17 protein-coding genes are annotated in these 18,185 nt (G+C 72.8%); 5 read left to right on the top strand and 12 right to left on the bottom strand.

The annotated features are described in order from the left end of the window. Window positions 1–47: 47 nt before the first annotated feature. A complete protein-coding gene (locus tag AB0C36_RS14970; protein ID WP_358353763.1) occupies window positions 48–1,118 on the top strand; it encodes an endo alpha-1,4 polygalactosaminidase in 1,071 nt (356 codons plus the stop codon). A gap of 6 nt (window positions 1,119–1,124) precedes the next feature. Here the strand turns inward: AB0C36_RS14970 and AB0C36_RS14965 are convergent, their stop codons facing one another. The 3 genes from AB0C36_RS14965 to AB0C36_RS14955 all read right to left on the bottom strand — a co-directional run bounded on the left by AB0C36_RS14965 (window position 1,125) and on the right by AB0C36_RS14955 (window position 3,992). Beyond that, window positions 1,125–2,042, bottom strand: coding sequence for an SDR family oxidoreductase (locus AB0C36_RS14965; protein WP_358353762.1), 918 nt, complete (start codon window positions 2,040–2,042; stop codon window positions 1,125–1,127). A 70-nt stretch (window positions 2,043–2,112) separates the two neighbouring features. Next, window positions 2,113–2,943 (bottom strand): SDR family NAD(P)-dependent oxidoreductase, encoded by an 831-nt coding sequence (locus tag AB0C36_RS14960; protein WP_358353760.1) that lies wholly within the window; start codon window positions 2,941–2,943, stop codon window positions 2,113–2,115. A gap of 89 nt (window positions 2,944–3,032) precedes the next feature. Further along, the gene (locus AB0C36_RS14955; protein WP_358353758.1) at window positions 3,033–3,992 is read right to left on the bottom strand and encodes an LLM class flavin-dependent oxidoreductase; all 960 of its coding nucleotides are present in this window, start codon (window positions 3,990–3,992) and stop codon (window positions 3,033–3,035) included. A 196-nt stretch (window positions 3,993–4,188) separates the two neighbouring features. On the opposite strand from AB0C36_RS14955, the gene AB0C36_RS14950 reads away from it, so the two are divergent. After that, complete coding sequence (locus AB0C36_RS14950; RefSeq protein WP_358353757.1) at window positions 4,189–4,668, top strand: NUDIX domain-containing protein; 480 nt, start codon at window positions 4,189–4,191, stop codon at window positions 4,666–4,668. Between the two features lie 263 nt (window positions 4,669–4,931). On the opposite strand, the gene AB0C36_RS14945 is transcribed toward AB0C36_RS14950, so the two are convergent. The 3 genes from AB0C36_RS14945 to AB0C36_RS14935 all read right to left on the bottom strand — a co-directional run bounded on the left by AB0C36_RS14945 (window position 4,932) and on the right by AB0C36_RS14935 (window position 8,538). Further along, window positions 4,932–6,275, bottom strand: coding sequence for a nitric oxide synthase oxygenase (locus tag AB0C36_RS14945; RefSeq protein ID WP_358353756.1), 1,344 nt, complete (start codon window positions 6,273–6,275; stop codon window positions 4,932–4,934). 47 nt (window positions 6,276–6,322) lie between these two features. Beyond that, window positions 6,323–7,483 carry a globin domain-containing protein gene (locus AB0C36_RS14940; protein ID WP_358353754.1) on the bottom strand — a complete coding sequence of 387 codons (1,161 nt, stop codon included), beginning with the start codon at window positions 7,481–7,483 and terminating at the stop codon, window positions 6,323–6,325. A gap of 227 nt (window positions 7,484–7,710) precedes the next feature. After that, window positions 7,711–8,538: a siderophore-interacting protein gene (locus AB0C36_RS14935; protein WP_358353753.1), complete on the bottom strand. Its 828-nt coding sequence runs from the start codon at window positions 8,536–8,538 to the stop codon at window positions 7,711–7,713. 196 nt (window positions 8,539–8,734) lie between these two features. Between AB0C36_RS14935 and recQ the strand changes: the two genes are divergently transcribed. Further along, complete coding sequence (gene recQ, locus AB0C36_RS14930; protein ID WP_358353751.1) at window positions 8,735–10,663, top strand: DNA helicase RecQ; 1,929 nt, start codon at window positions 8,735–8,737, stop codon at window positions 10,661–10,663. Window positions 10,664–10,731: 68 nt separating this feature from the next. Here recQ and AB0C36_RS14925 read toward each other — a convergent pair whose 3' ends face one another. Then, the gene (locus tag AB0C36_RS14925; RefSeq protein WP_358353749.1) at window positions 10,732–11,286 is read right to left on the bottom strand and encodes a TetR/AcrR family transcriptional regulator; all 555 of its coding nucleotides are present in this window, start codon (window positions 11,284–11,286) and stop codon (window positions 10,732–10,734) included. Then, window positions 11,279–11,692 carry a hypothetical protein gene (locus AB0C36_RS14920; protein ID WP_358353747.1) on the bottom strand — a complete coding sequence of 138 codons (414 nt, stop codon included), beginning with the start codon at window positions 11,690–11,692 and terminating at the stop codon, window positions 11,279–11,281. Before AB0C36_RS14920 ends, AB0C36_RS14925 begins: the two co-directional genes overlap by 8 nt. A gap of 188 nt (window positions 11,693–11,880) precedes the next feature. Here AB0C36_RS14920 and yidD point away from each other — a divergent pair, with 188 nt between their 5' ends. Then, window positions 11,881–12,411 (top strand): membrane protein insertion efficiency factor YidD, encoded by a 531-nt coding sequence (gene yidD, locus AB0C36_RS14915; protein WP_358353744.1) that lies wholly within the window; start codon window positions 11,881–11,883, stop codon window positions 12,409–12,411. Between the two features lie 113 nt (window positions 12,412–12,524). Continuing rightward, window positions 12,525–13,973, top strand: coding sequence for a dihydrolipoyl dehydrogenase family protein (locus AB0C36_RS14910; RefSeq protein WP_358353743.1), 1,449 nt, complete (start codon window positions 12,525–12,527; stop codon window positions 13,971–13,973). On the opposite strand, the gene AB0C36_RS14905 is transcribed toward AB0C36_RS14910, so the two are convergent. From AB0C36_RS14905 to AB0C36_RS14890, 4 genes are all read right to left on the bottom strand, one after another. Next, window positions 13,930–15,498 carry an MFS transporter gene (locus tag AB0C36_RS14905; RefSeq protein WP_358353742.1) on the bottom strand — a complete coding sequence of 523 codons (1,569 nt, stop codon included), beginning with the start codon at window positions 15,496–15,498 and terminating at the stop codon, window positions 13,930–13,932. The two genes, AB0C36_RS14910 and AB0C36_RS14905, sit on opposite strands and share 44 nt — an antisense overlap. Window positions 15,499–15,583: 85 nt before the next feature. Beyond that, window positions 15,584–16,666, bottom strand: a complete 1,083-nt coding sequence (locus AB0C36_RS14900) for an NAD(P)/FAD-dependent oxidoreductase (protein ID WP_358353740.1) — start codon at window positions 16,664–16,666, stop codon at window positions 15,584–15,586. Further along, window positions 16,663–17,187, bottom strand: coding sequence for an isoprenylcysteine carboxyl methyltransferase family protein (locus AB0C36_RS14895; RefSeq protein WP_358353739.1), 525 nt, complete (start codon window positions 17,185–17,187; stop codon window positions 16,663–16,665). The genes AB0C36_RS14900 and AB0C36_RS14895 overlap by 4 nt, the downstream gene beginning before the upstream one ends. Window positions 17,188–17,213: 26 nt before the next feature. Further along, a partial coding sequence (locus tag AB0C36_RS14890) for a type III polyketide synthase (protein WP_358353737.1) occupies window positions 17,214–18,185 on the bottom strand: 972 nt, incomplete at its 5' end.

The raw sequence follows: 18,185 nt of genomic DNA, 5'->3' as shown, positions 1-18,185 counted from the left end.
CCGTACTGAACGCGGGGCGGCGCGGCGGCGACGGGTACCGTGGCCGCGTGGTGACCAGGCGTGGGGGACGAGGGGTACGAGGGCCGGTGGCGGTCGGTGCCGCTCTCGCGGTCTTACTGGTTGCGGGATGCGGTTCCGGGTCCGGCTCGGGCGCGGACGCCAGGGCGAGTGCCGCGGTTTCGGACGGCAGCGCGGCATCGCCGGAAGCGCCCGCACCCCTCTCCCCCGCAACTGGATCGGACGGCACCGCCTCGTCCACGTCCGCGCCCCCGGCGGTCCCGGCACCCGCCGCCTCCTCCACGGCGGGCGCCCCGGGCGCTCCGGGTGCGGCCACCACGGCTCCCCCGCCGGCCCCGGCGCCGCCCGCGCCAGGTGCCCCCGCCCCTCCCCCGGCAGCGCGCCCGGGCGCCGCTCCGGCCGCGAACACGCCTTTCGACTACCAGATCGGCGGGCCGTACCAGCCCAAGGCGGGCGTGGGCGTCGTGGTGCGCGACCGCGGGGCGGCACCGCTCGGCGGCGCGTACAACGTCTGCTACGTCAACACCTTCCAGGCCCAGCCGGACGCCACGGCGTGGTGGGAGAAGCAGCACCCCGACCTGCTGCTGCGCGACGGCGGTGCGGTGGTGATGGACGAGGACTGGGGCGAGGCGCTGCTCGACGTGTCGACCCCGGCCAAGCGCGACGCGCTGATCGCGGTGGTCGGGCCGTGGATCGACGACTGCGCGCGCCGCGGCTTCCAGGCGGTCGAGGCGGACAACCTCGACTCGTTCGGCCGCTCGCACGGCAAGCTGACGCTCGCGCACAACGCGGCGTTCGCGAAGCTGCTGGCGGCCCGCGCGCACGCGGCCGGCCTGGCGTTCGCGCAGAAGAACACCGTGGAGATGGTCGGCCAACGGGCTTCCGTCGGCTTCGACTTCGTGGTGTCCGAGGAGTGCGCGAAGTACGACGAGTGCGGTGCCTTCGCCGCGGCCTACGACAACAAGGTCTTCGTCGTCGAGTACGCGCGTGCCGATTTCGACACCGCCTGCCGCGGCTTCGCGGGCCGGCTGTCGATCGTGCTGCGCGACCGCGACGTGACCGCACCCGGGCAGCCGGGCCACGTGTACGCGGCCTGCTGAACGGGCTCAGCGGTAGCCGTCGGTGTCGGCGGGCTTTCCGGGGTCCTGGACCTCGACCAGGTAGCGCCATGCGTCGGGGCGGCTGCCGTCGAGGTCGGTGAAGCCGTACTCACGGGCCAACCGGCCGCTGGACAAGGACCGGCCGTTCCAGCGCGCGACCTCGGGGTCCGCGGCGAGCGCGGCGACCGCGCGGCCGACGTACGACGGCGTCTCGGAGATCGCGAAGTGCGGTGCGCACTCGGTCGCGTCGCGCCAGTTCTCCTCGGTGACGCCGTACGCGTCGAGCATCATCTCGGAGCGCAGCCAGCCGGGCGTGAGGGCGACCGCGGTCGCGCCGCGCGGGCCGAGTTCGTGGCCCAGCGTGAAGGCCATCCGCAGCACGGCCGACTTCGCGATGTCGTAGAAGTAGGAGTTGCGGTAGTTGGCCCCGTTGTACTCGGCGGTGCCGTCGGTCATCTCCACCACCAGGCCACCGGGCGTGCGGAGCATGAGCGGCAGGGCGAAGTGGCTGGTGATCGCGTGGGTGTCGAGCGCGAGGCGCCAGAGCCGCAGGCCGTCGTCGAGGTCGTGCTCCCACACCGGCTTGTCCCACGCGAACAGCCCCTCGCCGCCCCAGACGTCGTTGACCAGGATGTCGAGGCGGCCCTGCTCGGCGTCGATCCGCTCGACGAGCGCGCGGACCCGGTCGGGCTCCAGATGGTCGGTGGGTACGGCGATGCCGTGCCCGCCCGCGGCGGTGACCAGGTCGGCGGTCTCCTCGACCGTCTCGGGCCGGTCGTACTCCGAGCGGTGTCCCCGCGTGCTGCGGCCGGTGGCGTACACCGTCGCCCCGGCCGCCCCGAGCTGCACCGCGGTGCCGCGCCCGGCGCCGCGCGTCGCCCCCGCGACGAGGGCGACCTTGCCGTCGAGGGGTTTCGCGGACATACCGGGACTCCTGGGGATCGTCGGACGCTACGCCGGACCGCTGCCCGGTTTCGCGGCGTCTCGAACCCGGTCAGTTCTCCGACGTGCCGTTGATGCGCGCCAGGATCTGCGGGTTGGTGACGTGCACCGGGATGTTCTCGTCGTCGAACAGGCCGAGCCGCTGCAGCGCACCGCCTTCCACCGGCAGGACCGCGCCGGTGGTGTACGCGGCGAGGTCCGAGATCAGGAACAGCACCGCGCCCGCGACGTCGTCCGGGGTGCCCCGCCGGCCCAGCGGCACGCCGCGGCCGGCGACGGCGGGGTCCTGCGGGGCGCTGGTGGCCCGGGGCGTGGTGATCGAACCGGCCGCGACGGCGTTGACCCGGATGCCGTAGCGGCCCCATTCGAGGGCCAGCGTGCGCGTCAGCCCGAGCACGGCGGCCTTCGCCGTGCCGTAGCCGACGTGGTACGGCGCGGCGACCACGCCGCCGGTGGAGGAGATCGTCACGATCGACCCGTCGCCGCCCTGCTCGACGATGCGCCGGGCGACCGCCTGGGACAGGAACATCACGTGGTGCAGGTTGAGGTCGAGCGCGGCGTCCCACTGCTCGCGGCCGAAGTCCAGGGCGGGGGCCCAGTGCGGGATCAGACTGCCGCCGACCACGTTCACCAGGCCGAACAGGGTGCCGGGGGCGGCGTCGACGACCGCCTGGACGCCTTCCGGCGTACCGATGTCGGCGCGTACCCGCACCAGTTCGCCCGGCAGCTCGATCGCGTCGAGGCGGTCCTGGTCGCGGTCGACCGCGACGACCACGGCGCCCGCCTCGGACACGGCCCGCGCGCAGGACGTGCCGATGCCGCCCCCGCCGGCTCCGGACACGATGACGGTACGGCCGTCCAGGCGCAGTCGGTCGGTGATCACAGGTTCTCCTCGGGCAGGTTCGGACAGTGCGGTCGGACGCGCGGCACACTGCGGTGCCGGCGTCCGATTCGGGCCGGTGTGCGGTCGGGTCAGCTGCCCTGCGCGGCCCGCAGCCGCGGCAGCACCTCGGCGCCGAGCGCCTGGATCTGCTCCCGTGCGGCGTCGGCGGTGACCCCGGGCACCTGCACCCGGAGGTTCAGGCAGGTCGCTCCCGTGTCGCGCATCGTGGCGGCAAGCTCCTCCGCGAGGGCGGCGGGGTCGTCGTGGCAGACGAACCCGGTGTCGCGCCAATGGCGTTGGGCCGCCTCGGGCGTGTACGAGGCGTAGACGTCGCGCTGCCGTTCGAACGCCTCGCGCGGCGGGTCGCCCAGCCACACGCGGCGGATCAGCACGCGCGGGTGCTGCCCGCCGGCTTCCACGTAGCGCTCCGTCAGTTCCCGGATCCGCGCCGGGTCCGAGGCGCCGTCGTAGATGATCCCCGCGCCCGAGGCGGCCGCGCGGCGCACGGCAGGGGGGCTCATCGCGGTGCTGATGACCGGGATTGGAGCCTTCGCGCACGCGGCCAGCGCACGGTCGCCCTCCAACTCCCCCAGCTCTTCGCCGCGCAGCATGCGCGCGAGACGGGGAAGGCCGTTCCGGAAGCGGGGCATGGCGTCGTCGCGCGGGACGTCCATGACGTTGAAGTCCAGGTCGAGCGCGCCGGGCGCGACGCCGACCCCGACGCGGCCGGGATGCCGTACGGCGAGCCACGCCACCTCTTCGGCGAGCATCGCGACCGGGCGCAGCGGCAGGAGCACCGGGCACGCGGCCGCCCAGCCGCGCGGCATGCGGTCGAGCATCCACCCGGCCACCTGCAGCGGATTGGGCAGGTAGCCCGCGAACCCGCCGTGGTGCTCGCTGGTCATGACGCCGTCGAACCCGGACTCGGACGCCGCGGCCGCGTGCCCGAGGAGTTCGGCCGCCACGCCTGGCGCGTCGAGTTCGTTGTGCGGATAGATCCGCAGGGATATCGAGCCGTCCGCGAATGCCGCCGAGGATGCCGCTGCCACGCCGAAGCCTCCAGTCGCCGCCCCCGACGGAATTTGATCAAGCAACGGCCGGAGCGTAAACCGGTCATCCGTTGATGACAAGGCCCATCGCGCGACGCGACGGCAGGATGTGCGGGCCGCGGCTGCCACGGCAGGCCGTACCCGTTCGCGCGCCGTACGCGCTTCCGCGGGCCTCGGAGGCGGCACCGTCGGCGGCGTGACCCGCGAGTTCCTGCCGCCCGAGCAGTGGTACGAAACCCTCCCCACCGTGTACGCCTCGGCCTGTGGCTTCATCACCGACGCCCGCGGCCGGGTGCTCCTGGTCAAGCCCAACTACCGCCCGTACTGGGCGCTCCCGGGCGGCCTGGTCGACGAAGGGGAGCTCCCGCACGAGGCGTGCGTCCGCGAGCTGCGCGAGGAGCTGGGCCTGACGCTCGGCGCGGGCGCCCTGCTGGCCGTCGACTGGGCCCCGGCGGAGGGGGTACGCCCGCGCCCGATGGTGAACTGGCTGTTCGACGCGGGGGAACTCGACGCGGACACGATCGCCCGGATCCGGCTCCAGGAAGACGAACTGGACGACTTCGCCCTGGTCGCTCCCGACGACGCCAAGGACTACCTGCCCGGTCACACGTCCCCGCGCGTGGCGGCCGCGCTCACCGCGCGGCGGGAGAACCGCACGGTCTACCTGCCGCGCTGACGTTCCCGGCGCGCGCCTAAGCCCCCCCTTGGCCCGAGGGCAGGCCCTGCGGCAGGGGGTAACTCTTGACGGGTGCGAGCTGTCCGTACCGCCCGTGTCAGGCGACGAGTGACGGGACTCGAACCCGCGCGTCGCGAAGCGACGGCCTCCTGCGGGTGCCGCCGCGACAACCACCGCGCGTGCTCGGCCCGAACGCGCGCATCGGAGAGCGGCCGGGCACGGGCGGTCTGCCCGCGTCCGGCGGCACTCCTCTTCTACTGCGGCTACGGCTCGTTGCCCGGATCCTCCCCTCGCGCCCGGCGGATCGCGCCGGGGTCCAGGCGGAAGGCCGGGGTGAGGTCGGCCTCGTCGTAGTAGCGGTGGTACACCGGAGTGAGCCCGCCGGAGACCGGCGGGACGATCCAGCTCCAGTCCGCGGGGCACACGCGGCCCGCGTCCTCCTCCTTGCGCACATGCCGCAGGAATCGGGCCGATTCGGTGTGGTGGTCGGCGATCGTGGCGCCGGCGCTGTCGAACGAGTGCAGCACCGCGCGGTTGAGCTCGACGAGCGCGCGGTCGCGCCACAGCGTGCGTTCGCTGGAGGTGTCGAGCCCGAGCAGGCGCCCGATCTCCGGCAACACGTCGTACCGGTCGGCGTCGACGAGGTTGCGGGCGCCGATCTCGGTCTCCAGGTACCAGCCGTTGAACGGGGCCGCGCCGTACGAGATCCCGCCGATCTCCAGGCGCATGTTGGAGATCGCCGGGATGGCGTGCCACAGGAGGGCGAGTTCGCCGACGGAGGTGTACTCGGGGTGTTCGATGGGGACTTCGTGCACCGCGTCGGCGGGCAGTTCGAACCAGGTCACCGGGTCCTGGTCGGTCTCGACGAGGAGCGGCAGGACGTCGAAGCGCGTCCCGGGCCCCGCCCAGCCGAGCTTGCGGGCGAACTCGGTGATGCCCGTGTTGCGCCCGTCGCCCAGCCGGGTGCCGTCGTCGTGCTCGTATCCCGCGTACCGGATCAATTGCTCGTTCCAGATGCGGACCCGGCGCCCGGTGGGGCTGTCGGGGGCGAACACCGTGATGGTCGGCCGGATCCGGCCGCCCCGCCACGTGGTGCGCAGGTGCTCGAAGCATTCCGCGGCCACGCTCGAAGCGCGGTGCACATGGCGCCGGTCGCGGATGTGCAGGCTGTTCCAGTACAGGCGGCCGATGCAGCGCGCCGAGTTGCGCCACGCGACGCGTGCGCCCCAGGTCAGTTCGGCGTTGGTGTGGACGTACGTCCCGGTCTCCTCCAGTTGGGTGCGGACCGCGTGCCAGCGCTGTTCCAGGCCCGGTGTGTCCGTCTCCTGGTGGTACTGCTCCACGAAGTCCCTGGCCTGCGCGTACTCGACAGGACTCGACGCGGGCCGGGGCGGGGGGACCGCGGCGGGCGGCGGGACGGTTGCCGGGATTGCCGAGGTCGCCGAGGTCGCTGTCGCCGCCGGGGCCGCGGTGGCCGCCGCGGGCGGAACGGCAGGGGGCGGCACGGCAGGGGGTGGCACGGCGGCGGGCGGTACGGCGGGACGCGGCGGCGGGGACGGCTTCGGCGGTGCGGTGGTGGTCGGGTGGATGAGTTGGTCGGTCAACATGCTCCTCGTACGCGGTGCGGACGGCTTCGCGGCGGCGTGGCGGCCGGTCACACAAAGGCCCCTACTGCATGGGCATCGGCGGGGGGCGTGCCGAAGCCCGTGAGCACGGGGTCGTGGTGGATCTGCGCCTGCGGCAGGCCGAGGCGGCGCAGGACGCGGGCGCTGTCGAGGACCATTTCGGGCGGTCCGGACAGGTACGCGTCGCAGTCGTAGCGCGGCCCGTACTCGGCCAGCACGTCCGCGACACCGCCGCTGATACCGGCCAGGGCCATGTCGGCCAGAGCCGGCCGCACCGTCAGCCACGGGCTGCGCTGCGAAATGCGGAGCAGTTCGTCGAGGCCGTACAGGCCGCTGTGCTCGCTGGCCCCGTAGAAGAGGTCGACGAAGCGTTCGTGGCCCGCGAAGACGATCTCCTCGACGATCGCCTTGAGCGGCGCGAGTCCGGTGCCGCCGGCGACGCACAGCACGGGGTGCAGTGTGTGGTGGTCGAGGACCATTTCGCCCATGGCGGGCCCGAGTCTTATGCGGTCGCCGACGACGGCCTTGCGGACCAGCGCGTTGCTGACCCATCCGGCCGGCACGGCTCTTATGTGGAACGTGAGCAGGCCGTGGTCACCGGGCGCGTTGGCGATCGAGTACGGCCGCCAGACACGTGGCCACCAGGGCGTTTCGAGGGTCGTGTACTGCCCTGCCCGGTAGGGGAACGGGAGTTCGGGCCGTACGGTGACCACCGCGATGTCGTCGGCGGGCCTCTCGTGCCCGACGATCTCCGCGTTCCAGTGGGGTGGGTTGACCAGCGCGTCCGCCTCGGCCCCGCCGGTCATGAGTGCGGCGGCGGCGTTGTAGGCGCGGCCCCACGCGTCGGCGGTCGCCTGGTCCCACGCTTCGCCGCTGTACCGGGCGAGCGCGGCGAGCAGGCACTCGCCGACGAGGGCGTAGTGCTCGGAGACCACGTCGTACTTGCGGTGGTCGCGCCCGAGGCGGCCCAGGTAGCCGGCGAGCGCGTCGGCGTTGTCCAGATCGCCGACGATGCGCACCAGCGCTTGGACCAGCCGGTCGCGCTGCGCGTCCATCGCAGGGGGGAACAGATCGCGCAGCGCGGGTTCGCGCAGGAAGAGCAGTGCGTAGAAGTGGGAGGTGAGTTCCGACGCCTTGGGGGAGACGACGGCGAGGTTTGCCCGGATGAGTTCTGCGTCTTGTGCGGCCAAGATCGCCCTATCGTTTGACACTCCGTCAACGTGGCGACGCGTCTTCGGCCCGTGGCGAGATCGTCGCTGTGAGCCAATGGCCAAATACGATGTGCGTTGATCGGGTGTGTCCGCAAGTCGAGCGACCGGTTCCGGTTCTGCCGCGCCGGAAGTCTGCTAAGTGAGGAATTTGCCGGTTACGCGCGTCATCACAAACCCGTACGTATACGTATGGACAGGACGCGCGGCTACTTTGCCGAAGACTCGCGCTCAGCGGCCTTGTCAGCCTGGAAACCGTCCTCGTCGCGGCCCCGGCGCCAATATCCGGAAACCGAGAGGTCTTCGCGCGCAACGCCCCGCTCCTCCAGCAGGTGCCGGCGCATCTCCTTCACGGTGTCGGCCTCGCCGTGCACGAACGCCTGGACGCGCCCGGCCGGGAATTCCAGCTCGCGCAGGACCTCCGGCAGCGGTTTCGCGCCGTTCGACCGGTGCAGCCACGTGATGCGCGCATCGCCGGGCGTCGCCAACTCCTGCTCCTCCTCGGGCGACGCCACCTCGATGAGCGCCCGCACCGGCGCGCCCTCGGGAACGCGCGCGAGCGACGCACCAATCGCCGGCAGCGCGCTCTCGTCGCCGACGAACAGGTGCCAATCGGCGTCGGTGCCCGGCACGTACGCCCCACCGGGGCCGAGCAGCATCATCCGGTCCCCCGGCTTCGCGTTCGCCGCCCACGGCCCGGCGAGCCCCTCGTCGCCGTGGTACACGAAGTCGATGCTCAGCTCGCGCGCCTGCGGGTCGATGTGCCGCACGGTGTACGTGCGCGTCACCGGCCAGTCCGCCCGCGGCATTTCGGCCCGCACGGCCTGCATGTCCAGCGGCTCCGGGTAGGTCACCCCGGGCCGGAGGAACAGCACCTTGACGTACGCGTCGCTGAAGCCGTTGTCGACGAAGCCCGTGAAGCCGTCGCCGCCCGCGGTCACCCGCACCATGTGCGGGGTGATCCAGCGCGTCTCGCGCACGACAAGGTCGATCACGGAGCGGCGCTTGGGGGCGGGCGTGCTGGCCGGTGTGCTCATGGATGCTCCTCCACCGCCGTGCGGCGACGTCGGCGGTCGGACCCGCCGGTTGTTGGTTAGGCAAGCCTAACCAATCCCGATCGTCGCGGGAGGCCGGGCACCTGTTCGTACCCCCGGGCCGGTCAAACCCGGTCAAGACCGCGATGCTTCCCCGCACCCGGGCGTGGCGGTCGGACCGGCTCCCTAGAATGCCCGGATGAGCACGCTCGACGGCATCGACGACGCGCACGACGTACTGCGGAGGGTCTTCGGCTACGACTCCTTCCGCGGCGACCAGCGCGAGATCATCGACCACATCGTCGCGGGCGGCGACGCCCTTGTGCTCATGCCCACCGGCGGCGGCAAGTCGTTGTGCTACCAGATCCCCGCGCTCGTCCGGCGCGGCGTGGGCGTGGTGATCTCGCCGCTGATCGCGCTGATGCAGGACCAGGTCGACGCGCTGACCGCGCTCGGCGTACGCGCCGGATTCCTCAACTCGACGCAAATGCCGCACGAGCGACAGCAGGTCGAACGGGACTTCCTGTCCGGCGAGTTGGACCTGCTCTACCTGGCACCCGAACGGCTTCGCGTGGACGCCACGATGCGACTGCTCGACCAGGGCACCGTCTCGCTGTTCGCGATCGACGAGGCGCACTGCGTCGCCCAGTGGGGCCACGACTTCCGGCCGGACTACCTGGCGCTGTCGGAACTGCACGAGCGCTGGCCGGACGTCCCACGCGTCGCGCTGACCGCGACCGCGACCCCGGAGACGCACCGCGAGATCGCCGCGCGCCTGAAGCTGGACGAGGCGCGGCACTTCGTCGCGAGCTTCGACCGGCCCAACATCCAGTACCGCATCGAGCCGAAGCAGGAGCCGAGGCGGCAGTTGCTGCGCCTCCTGCGCGAGGAGCACCCGGACGACGCCGGGATCGTGTACTGCCTCTCGCGCGCCTCGGTCGACAAGACCGCGGAGTTCCTGGTGCAAAGCGGCGTCACCGCGCTGCCGTACCACGCGGGGCTCGACGGCCGCACGCGCGCCGACAACCAGGCGAGATTCCTGCGCGAGGACGGCGTCGTGATGGTCGCGACGATCGCGTTCGGCATGGGCATCGACAAGCCCGACGTACGTTTCGTCGCACACCTGGACCTGCCCAAGTCGGTCGAGGGCTACTACCAGGAGACCGGCCGCGCGGGACGCGACGGACTGCCGTCTACGGCTTGGCTCGCCTACGGCCTCCAGGACGTCGTGCAATTGCGCAAGATGATCGACGACTCGGAGGGCAACGCGGCGCACCGCCGCCGCCAGGGCGCGCACGTCGACGCGATGCTCGCGCTGTGCGAGACCGTCGAGTGCCGCCGCGTGCAACTGCTCGCCTACTTCGGCGAAAAGGGCGGCCCCTGCGGCAACTGCGACACCTGCCTCAATCCCCCGGCCGCCTGGGACGGGACGATCGCCGCGCAGAAGGTGCTCTCCACGGTCTTCAGGCTGGCCCGCGAGCGCCGCCAGAAGTTCGGCGCCGGACAGATCATCGACATCCTGCGCGGCAAGAAGACCGCCAAGGTCATCCAGTTCGACCACGACACCCTGAGCGTATTCGGGGTCGGCGAGGACCTGGACGACAACGCCTGGCGCGGGGTGATCCGCCAACTCCTTGCCCAAGGACTGCTGACCGTCGAGGGCGACTACGGCACGCTGGTGCTGACCGACGCGAGCGGCGACGTCCTGGGGCGGCGGCGCGAGGTCATGCTGCGGCGGGAGCCGGAGCGGGCGGCACGTACGCGCTCGTCGGGCTCGTCGGGCTCCTCGGGGGGCGGCAAGGGCAAGAGCGCCAAGGCCGTCGTGGACCTGCCCGAGGAGGCGGTGCCGGTCTTCGAGCGGCTGCGCGCGTGGCGGGCGGCGACGGCGAAGGAGCAGGGCGTCCCGGCGTACGTCGTCTTCCACGACGCGACACTGCGGGAGATCGCCGCGAGCGCGCCGACAACCCTCGACGACCTGGCGGCCATCGGTGGGGTCGGTGAGAACAAGCTCAACAAGTACGGGCAGCAGATCCTGGACACCTTGGCCGGTGAGGACGGCGGGGCCGGCGGCGGTGCGGACGGCGACGAAGGCGGGGACGGCAGGGGCGGTGAAGAGCAGCCGGGCTGATCGCGGGCCGCTCTCCCCCGCGACCCCGCGGGCGACCCTCGCTACGACCGACCCGCGCGCCCGACGCCCTACACCTCCGGCCGGCCCCGCCCGGAGGCACGCGCGCGGCCCGCGACCTGTGCGGCGAACGCGTCGCAGCCCGCGCGCCAGGCTCCGTCCAGGTCGGCCCCGGGCGGGAAGCGGCCGTCGAGTTCCAGCATGATCATCCCGTGCGCGAACGCCCAGGCCGCGCGGGCCAGGTCCGGATCGCCGCCCACCACGCGCGTGATCGGTCCGGCGGCCCGGGCCTCCAGCCCTTCCGGCAGAGCCTCGCGCGGCAGCGGCTGATTGGTCGTCAGCCGGTACAGGTGCGGCCGATCCAGCGCGAAGCGCCGGTGGGCCAGTGCGATCGAGACGACGGTCGGGTCCTGGGCCTCGGCCGCCTCCAGCACGTCGGCGGCGGCCTCGAAGCCGACCGTCATAAGGGCGACCTCGACGGCGGCCTTGTCCGGGAAGTGTTTGTAGAGCGAGGGCGCCCGGATGCCGACGCGCTCGGCGATGCCGCGCATGGACATCGCCTCCCGCCCGTCGGACTCGAGGATCTCCAGCGCGGCATCGACGATCTGCTGTGCGCGTTCACCCATGGCGGACCGTCCGGGCGGTCGCGAGCCGGGCGACCGCGAGTCGCGCGACGGCGAGCCGGGCGACCGCGAGTCGGGTGATCGCGATTCGGGTGAGCCAGCCGAGGCCCGCGGTGAACAGTGGGGGCCACACGACGGGCCCCACGGTGTAGCCGACCAGGATCGCGGTCGGCAGCCAGGCGTTGTGCGCGAGCGCGACGACCCGGCGGTGCCCTGCGGCGAACCGGCGTGCGGTGTCCGGGAGCAGGAAGAACAGGACGGCGGCGGCGGTGGTCGGGACGCCGTACTTCTGCGCCTCGAAGATCGCGAACGCGGCGAGGAAGAGCGTGAGTCCGCCCCATGCGCCGACGCGCATCCGGGCGGCTGCGCGGTGCGCCGCAGTCGGAGTGGTCAAGATGTCGGTGCTCATGATGATCCCCCTGGATAAGACGGACATCGCCCGCGGCTAACAGCGGTAGCCAACTGCCTTCACTCTAGGGCTAACGGCGTTAGCTGTCCAGTCTGCGACGCGCGCGAAACCGCGGGAGCCCGTACCGCGTGTTTGTCCGGGACGGATCCTGACCGCACCGGACCACCCGACGGACCGCTGGGAGCAGCATGAGCATGGGCAACCCGTTCGCCGACGGCGCGCAACCCGGGCCCGAGGAGGAAGAGCAGCAGAACCGCGACTGGTCGGACGCCGTCGAGGCCGCGAGCGACAGCGGTGGCGGAGACGGCGGAGGAGGAGATTCCGGCGGTGGCGGGGACGCCGGAGGCTCCGCGGACGGCGGAGGCGGCGACTCGTCTTGCGGCGACGGATGCGACTGCGGCGGATGCGACTGCGGGCTGCTGATCATGCGGCTGCAACTCCGGCTGCTCGCCATCGCGTTGGCCTGCCTGCTGCGGCCCGCGCGCGGTCGCGATGCCCGGCTCGACGCACGCATGCTGCGCGCGGTGCGCCGCTACCGCTCCGAGGTCAGCCCCACGCGCGCGCCGTGCTGCCGCTACACGCCGACGTGTTCCACGTACGCCGTCACCGCCCTCGAACGGCACGGCGCGGCCCGCGGCGGACTGCTGACCTTCCGACGCCTGCGCCGCTGCCGCCCCGGCTACCACGGCAAGCGCGGCCTCGACCCGGTCCCCGACTGACCCCGCGTCCGACACGTCGCGCGTGTTCAACTGCCTGACCGCGTCGCGCGCGGTTGGGGGTGGGTGTGTCACGTAGGGTCGCGGGGAGCAGGCGGCGACGGAGGGTGGTCACGATGAACTCGGGCGGGGACAACAGCGAGTCGGTGTATGACGTCATCGTGCTGGGCGCTGGGCCTGCCGGCGAGAACGTCGCCGACCGTGTGCGCGCGGCTGGGCTCACCTGCGCGATCGTGGAGAGCGAACTGGTCGGCGGCGAGTGCTCCTACTGGGCGTGCATGCCCAGCAAGGCGCTGCTGCGCCCGGTCCAGGCGCTTGCCGCGGCCCGCAGTGTGGGAGGCGCGGCCCAGGCCGTGACGGGTGGCCTCGACGTCGCCGCGGTGCTCGCCCGCCGCGACGGGTTCACCAGCAATTGGAAGGACGACGGCCAGGCCGAGTGGGTCGACGGGATCGGCGCCGATCTCGTACGCGGACACGGCCGCCTCGACGGCCCGCGCCGCGTCGTGGTGCGCGCCACCGACGGCGGCTCGCGCACGCTGACCGCGCGGCACGCCGTGGTCGTGGCGACCGGAAGCCGCGCCGTGGTTCCGCCGCTTCCCGGCGTCGAGACTGTCCGGCCGTGGACCAGCCGCGAGGCGACCTCGGCAACGCAGGTGCCCGCCCGGCTCGCCGTCGTGGGCGGCGGGGTCGTGGGCGTGGAGATGGCGACCGCGTGGCAGGCACTCGGATCGCACGTCACCCTGCTGGTGCGCGGCTCCGCTCTGCTGGACCAAGTCGAGCCCTTTGCGGGCGAGTTGGTGGCCGAGGGCCTGACGGAGGCCGGCGTCGACGTGCGCCTCGGGGTCTCCGCGACGCAACTGCGCCGCCCCGACGGCGGCGGGCCGGTGACGGTGACGCTCGACGACGGCTCGCAACTGGAGGCCGACGAGATCCTGTTCGCCACCGGACGCGCCCCGCGTACCGACGACATCGGCCTCGACAGCGTGGGCCTGGAGCCCGGGTCCTGGCTGGACGTCGACGAGACGTGCCGGGTCGCCGCCGTCGAGGACGGCTGGCTGTACGCGGTCGGCGACGTCAACCACCGTGCGCTGCTGACCCATCAGGGCAAGTACCAGGCCCGACTGACCGGGGACGCGATCGGGGTACGCGCCGCCGGGCGCGAGCCCGACACCCGCCCGTGGGGCGCCCACGCCGCCACGGCCGACCACGACGCGGTCCCCCAGGTGGTGTTCACCCATCCCGAGGTGGCCGCGGTCGGGCTGACCGCGCGTCAGGCCGCGGAGAAGGGCCTGCGCACCCGCGTCGTCGACTACGACCTCGGCTCGGTGGCCGGTGCGAGCCTGTACGCCGACGGCTACCGCGGCCGGGCCCGCATGGTCGTGGACCTCGACCGCGACTGCCTGGTCGGGGTGACGTTCGCGGGCCCCGGCGTCGGCGAACTGCTGCACTCCGCAACGGTCGCGGTGGCCGGGCAGGTTCCGGTGGCCCGACTGTGGCACGCGGTGCCGGCGTACCCGACGGTCAGCGAGGTGTGGCTGCGTCTCCTGGAGACGTACCGGGGCTGACGTCTCCTGGAGACGTTCCAGGGTTGTCGCCGCCTGACGACGTCCCGGGGCTGACCGACTGGAGCGGCGGCGCGATGTCCTCCAGGGAGCGGCGTTCCGCGCGCACCGCGAGGAATCCGGCGATGATCCCCGCGATCGTCATCAGCGACGCGCCGATGCAGAACGCCAGGACCGTGTCCGACACATCGCCCTTCTTGGTCAGGTCCGAGAAGACCAGCGGGCCGGCGATCCCGCCCGCGGCGGTGCCGACCGCGTAGAACAGCGCGATCGCCGAGGCCCGGGCCTCCATCGGGAAGATCTCCGACACCGTCAGGTAGGCGCTGCTCGCACCGGTCGACGCGATGAACAGCACCACGCACCAACAGGCCGTCAGCGTGGTGGCGTTGAGGTGTCCTTGGCCGAACAGCCATGCGGTGACGAACAGGGCGAGCCCGCTGCCGACGTACGTCGACGTGATCATCACGCGCCGCCCCACGCTGTCGAAGAGCGGTCCCAGCAGCAGCGGCCCCATCAGGTTGCCCACCGCGATGACGGCGAAGTAGTAGCCGGTGCGGTCGCTCGGCACGTCGTAGAACGTCTCCAGGATGGAGCCGTAGCCGAAAGTGATGGCGTTGTAGAGGAACGCCTGTCCGATGAACAGCGCCAGGCCCAGCACCGAGCGCTTCGGGTAGTCGCGGACGAGCGTACGGCCGATCGCGGCAAGGCTCCGCGACTTGCTCGCGTCGATCGTCAGTTCGCCCTTGGGCTCCGGGAGTTCGAGGCGCTTGCCGGTGCGGTGCTCGGCGTGCTCGACGATCTGCTTCTCCGCGTCGTCGACAAGGGCCGCGGCCTCGTCGGCTCTGCCGTGCATGCACAGCCAGCGCGGCGACTCCGGGACGTGCCTGCGGACCAGCAGGATCACGAACCCCAGGACGACGCCGAGGGCGAAGGTGAGGCGCCAGCCCACGTCGATCGGGAAGAAGGCGGTGTTGAGCATGACGACCGAGAGCAGCGCGCCGCCCGCGGCACCGAGCCAGAAGGTGCCGTTCACGCCGAGGTCGACGCGCCCGCGATAGCGGGCGGGCATGAGTTCGTCGATAGCGGAGTTGATCGCGGCGTACTCGCCGCCGATGCCGAGCCCGGTGACGAACCGGAAGAAGAAGAACATCCACGCCTCGGTGGCCAGCGCGGTCATCGCGGTGCCCGCGAGGTACACGGCGAGGGTGACCATGAACAGCCGCTTGCGGCCGTAGCGGTCGGTGAGCCAGGCGAACACCAGCGCGCCGACGCACGCACCGGCCACGTACAGCGCCGCGGCGGGACCGGTGACCTGCGCCGCCGTGATGTCGAGGCCGCTGCCCTCCTCGGAGAGCCGTCCCGCGACGTTGCCGACGACGGTGACCTCGAGGCCGTCGAGGATCCACACCGCGCCGAGGCCGATGAGGATCCGGGTGTGCCAGGCCGACCAGGGCAATCGGTCGAGCCGCGCGGGCACCTGCGTGGTGACCGTCGTCGCGCTTCCCGATTCGGTGTCCGTTCTCGACACGCTGCCTCCTCCGATCGCCGACCAGGCACGGTGGTTTGCGGAGGTGGCCTGGTTCACGGGATGTGTCCTGCGCGCTGCCCGAAGATCAGCCCCGGAAACCTCCGCGGCGGTGCGCCACGGCGTTGACGGCGGCCGGGAAAACCCCTGGGACGTACCGCGCGACGGGCACGATGAGCCGGGCCGCGGCCGGGGTCCGTCGGGCCCGGAGCAGGGCGCCGGTGAGCACGCGGTACCGGCGTGTCAGGCCCTGCCAGCGTCTTTCGTACGCGTCGGGCCGTCCGTCCGCGAGGCAAGCGACGAGCAGTTCGGCCCCCGCCAGCGCGAGCGCGACGCCCTCTCCGGTAATGGCGTCGATATATCCGGCAGCATCACCCGCAAGGAGTACTCGGCCCTTTCGGCGGTGCGTCGCGCGGCGGTGCAGGGGGCCCGCGCCGCGGACCGGCGTCACGGCTTCCGCGCCGGCGAGTCGGGCGGCAAGCTCGGGGAAGCCGGCGAGCTGGCTGTCGTACGGCGCCCGCTCGCCGGTCAGCAGCGCGACGCCGACCAGGCCGGGGCCGACCGGGGTCACGTACGCCTCGGCCCGCGCTCCCCAGTGGACTTCCACGAACTCCGATGCGGGCGCGACCGCGTAGTGCCTGCGCAGGCCGTAGCGCGGGGGCCCGGGCGCGGGGGCGTCCAGCCCGAGTGCGCGGCGCAGCGGCGAGTGCAGCCCGTCGGCGGCCACCAGCCAGCGCGCCCGCAGGTCCGGGCCGTGCGCGGTGACGCCGTCCGGGTCCTGGTCGATCCCGGTGACCTTCGCGGGCAGCACCGCGATCCCCGCCTTGACCACGGCGTCGTGGAGCGCGTCGTGCAGGTCGGTGCGGCGTACGCCGAGTCCGGGGTCGGCGCGGAAGCGTGCCTCGGCGTGCCGCGCTCCCGCTACGTAGCGGATCCCCGCGAACGGCATGCCGGGCGGGTGGACGCCGAGTCCGTGCAGCGCGGCCACGCCGCCCGGCATGAGGCCTTCGCCGCACGCCTTGTCCACGGGTGCGGTCCGGGGTTCGGCGACCGCGACGGTGAACCCGGCCCGGGAGGCATGCAGGGCGGTGGCCAGGCCGGCCGGTCCGCCGCCCGCGACGAGGATGTCGACGTCGGCGGCGGCCCTGGCCGTGGGGTGCGCGCCGGTCACGCGGGGACCAGGTGGCGCAGTGCGGTGTCCTCGCAGCGGATGCGCACGGTCAGCAGGGCGGCGTTGGCGACGGTGAAGACGGCGGCGGTGGTCCAGGCGCTGTGCACGAGGGGCAGCGCGGCCCCTTCCACGGCGACCGCGACGTAGTTGGGGTGGCGCAGCAGGTTCGGGTGCCGGTACGGCCCGCGCCGTACCGGCTCCGCGCCCGGCACCACGATGACGCGCGTGTTCCAGTACGGGCCGAGGCTGCGGATGCACCACCAGCGCAGCGCCTGCGACGCGACGACCAGGGCGAGCATGGGCCAGCCCAGGGCGGGCACGAACGGCCGGTCGGCGAGCACGGGTTCGAGCAGGCATCCGGCGAGCAGGCCGGTGTGCAGCACGACCATGACAGGGTAGTGCTCCCGTCCGTATTCGACGCCGCCGCGGGCGAGCGTCCATTTGGCGTTGCGCTTGGCGACGACGAGTTCGGCGAGGCGTTCCACGGCCACTGCCGCCACGAGCAGGGTGTACCAGAGCATCGGGGTCTCCTTTCGCGGGTCTGCGATCACCAGCGCAGCAGGACGAGTTCGGAGCAGAAGCCGGGGCCGAGGGCGAGCAGGACGCCCCATGTGCCGGGTGCCGGTCGGTGTGCGTCGCGCGTCTCCTGGAGGACGTGCAGCACGGATGCGGAGGACAGGTTGCCGACGGCGGCGAGCGAGCGCCAGGTGACGGCGAGGGCGTCGTCAGGCAGGCCGAGGGTCTCGGCGACGGCGTGCAGGACTTTGGGGCCGCCGGGGTGGCTCACCCAGGTTCCGACGTCGTCGACGGTCAGGCCGTGGTCGGCCAGGAAGCGGGTGGCGTCGTCGTGCAGATGGGTGCGTACGACCTCGGGGACGTCCGGGCTGAGCACGACGCGGAACCCGGTCGCGCCGATGTCCCAGCCCATGACGTGCTCGGTGTCGGGGTACAGCGCGCTGCGGGTGGCGACGACGTGGGGCCCTTCCGCCAGTCGGGCGCCCGGGTGTTGGTCGCCGAGCACGACGACCGCCGCCGCGCCGTCCCCGAAGAGCGCTCCGGCGACGAGGTTGGCGGGCGAGTCGTCGCCGTGTTGGACGGTCAGCGAGCACAGCTCGACGGCGAGCAGGACGGCGGCGTGGGTCGGGTGGCCGCGCAGGTAGTCGTGCACGCGCGCGATCCCGGCGGCACCGGCGACGCAGCCGAGGCCGAACAGCGGAACGCGCTTGACGTCGGGGCGCATGCCGAGCCGTACGGCGAGGCGGGCTTCGAGGGACGGTACGGCGAATCCGGTCACCGACGCGCACGCGATCAGGTCGACGTCGTCCGGTTCCAGTCCGGCCTGCTTGAGCGCGCGGGTGACGGCCTCTTCCCCGAGGGCGAGCGCGCCCGCGGTCCAGGCGTCGTTGGCGCGGCCGAAGTCGCCGAGGTCCGCGTACTCTTCGACGGGCAGCGCAAGGTGGCGGGTCTGGACCCCGGCGGCGGCGTGCAGGCGGCGCCGACCGTACCGTCCTGCGCCGCC

Source organism: Streptodolium elevatio (genome assembly GCF_040649515.1).
Lineage (GTDB): Bacteria > Actinomycetota > Actinomycetes > Streptomycetales > Streptomycetaceae > Yinghuangia > Yinghuangia elevatio.
This window is presented reverse-complemented; position numbering and strand designations above follow the sequence as displayed.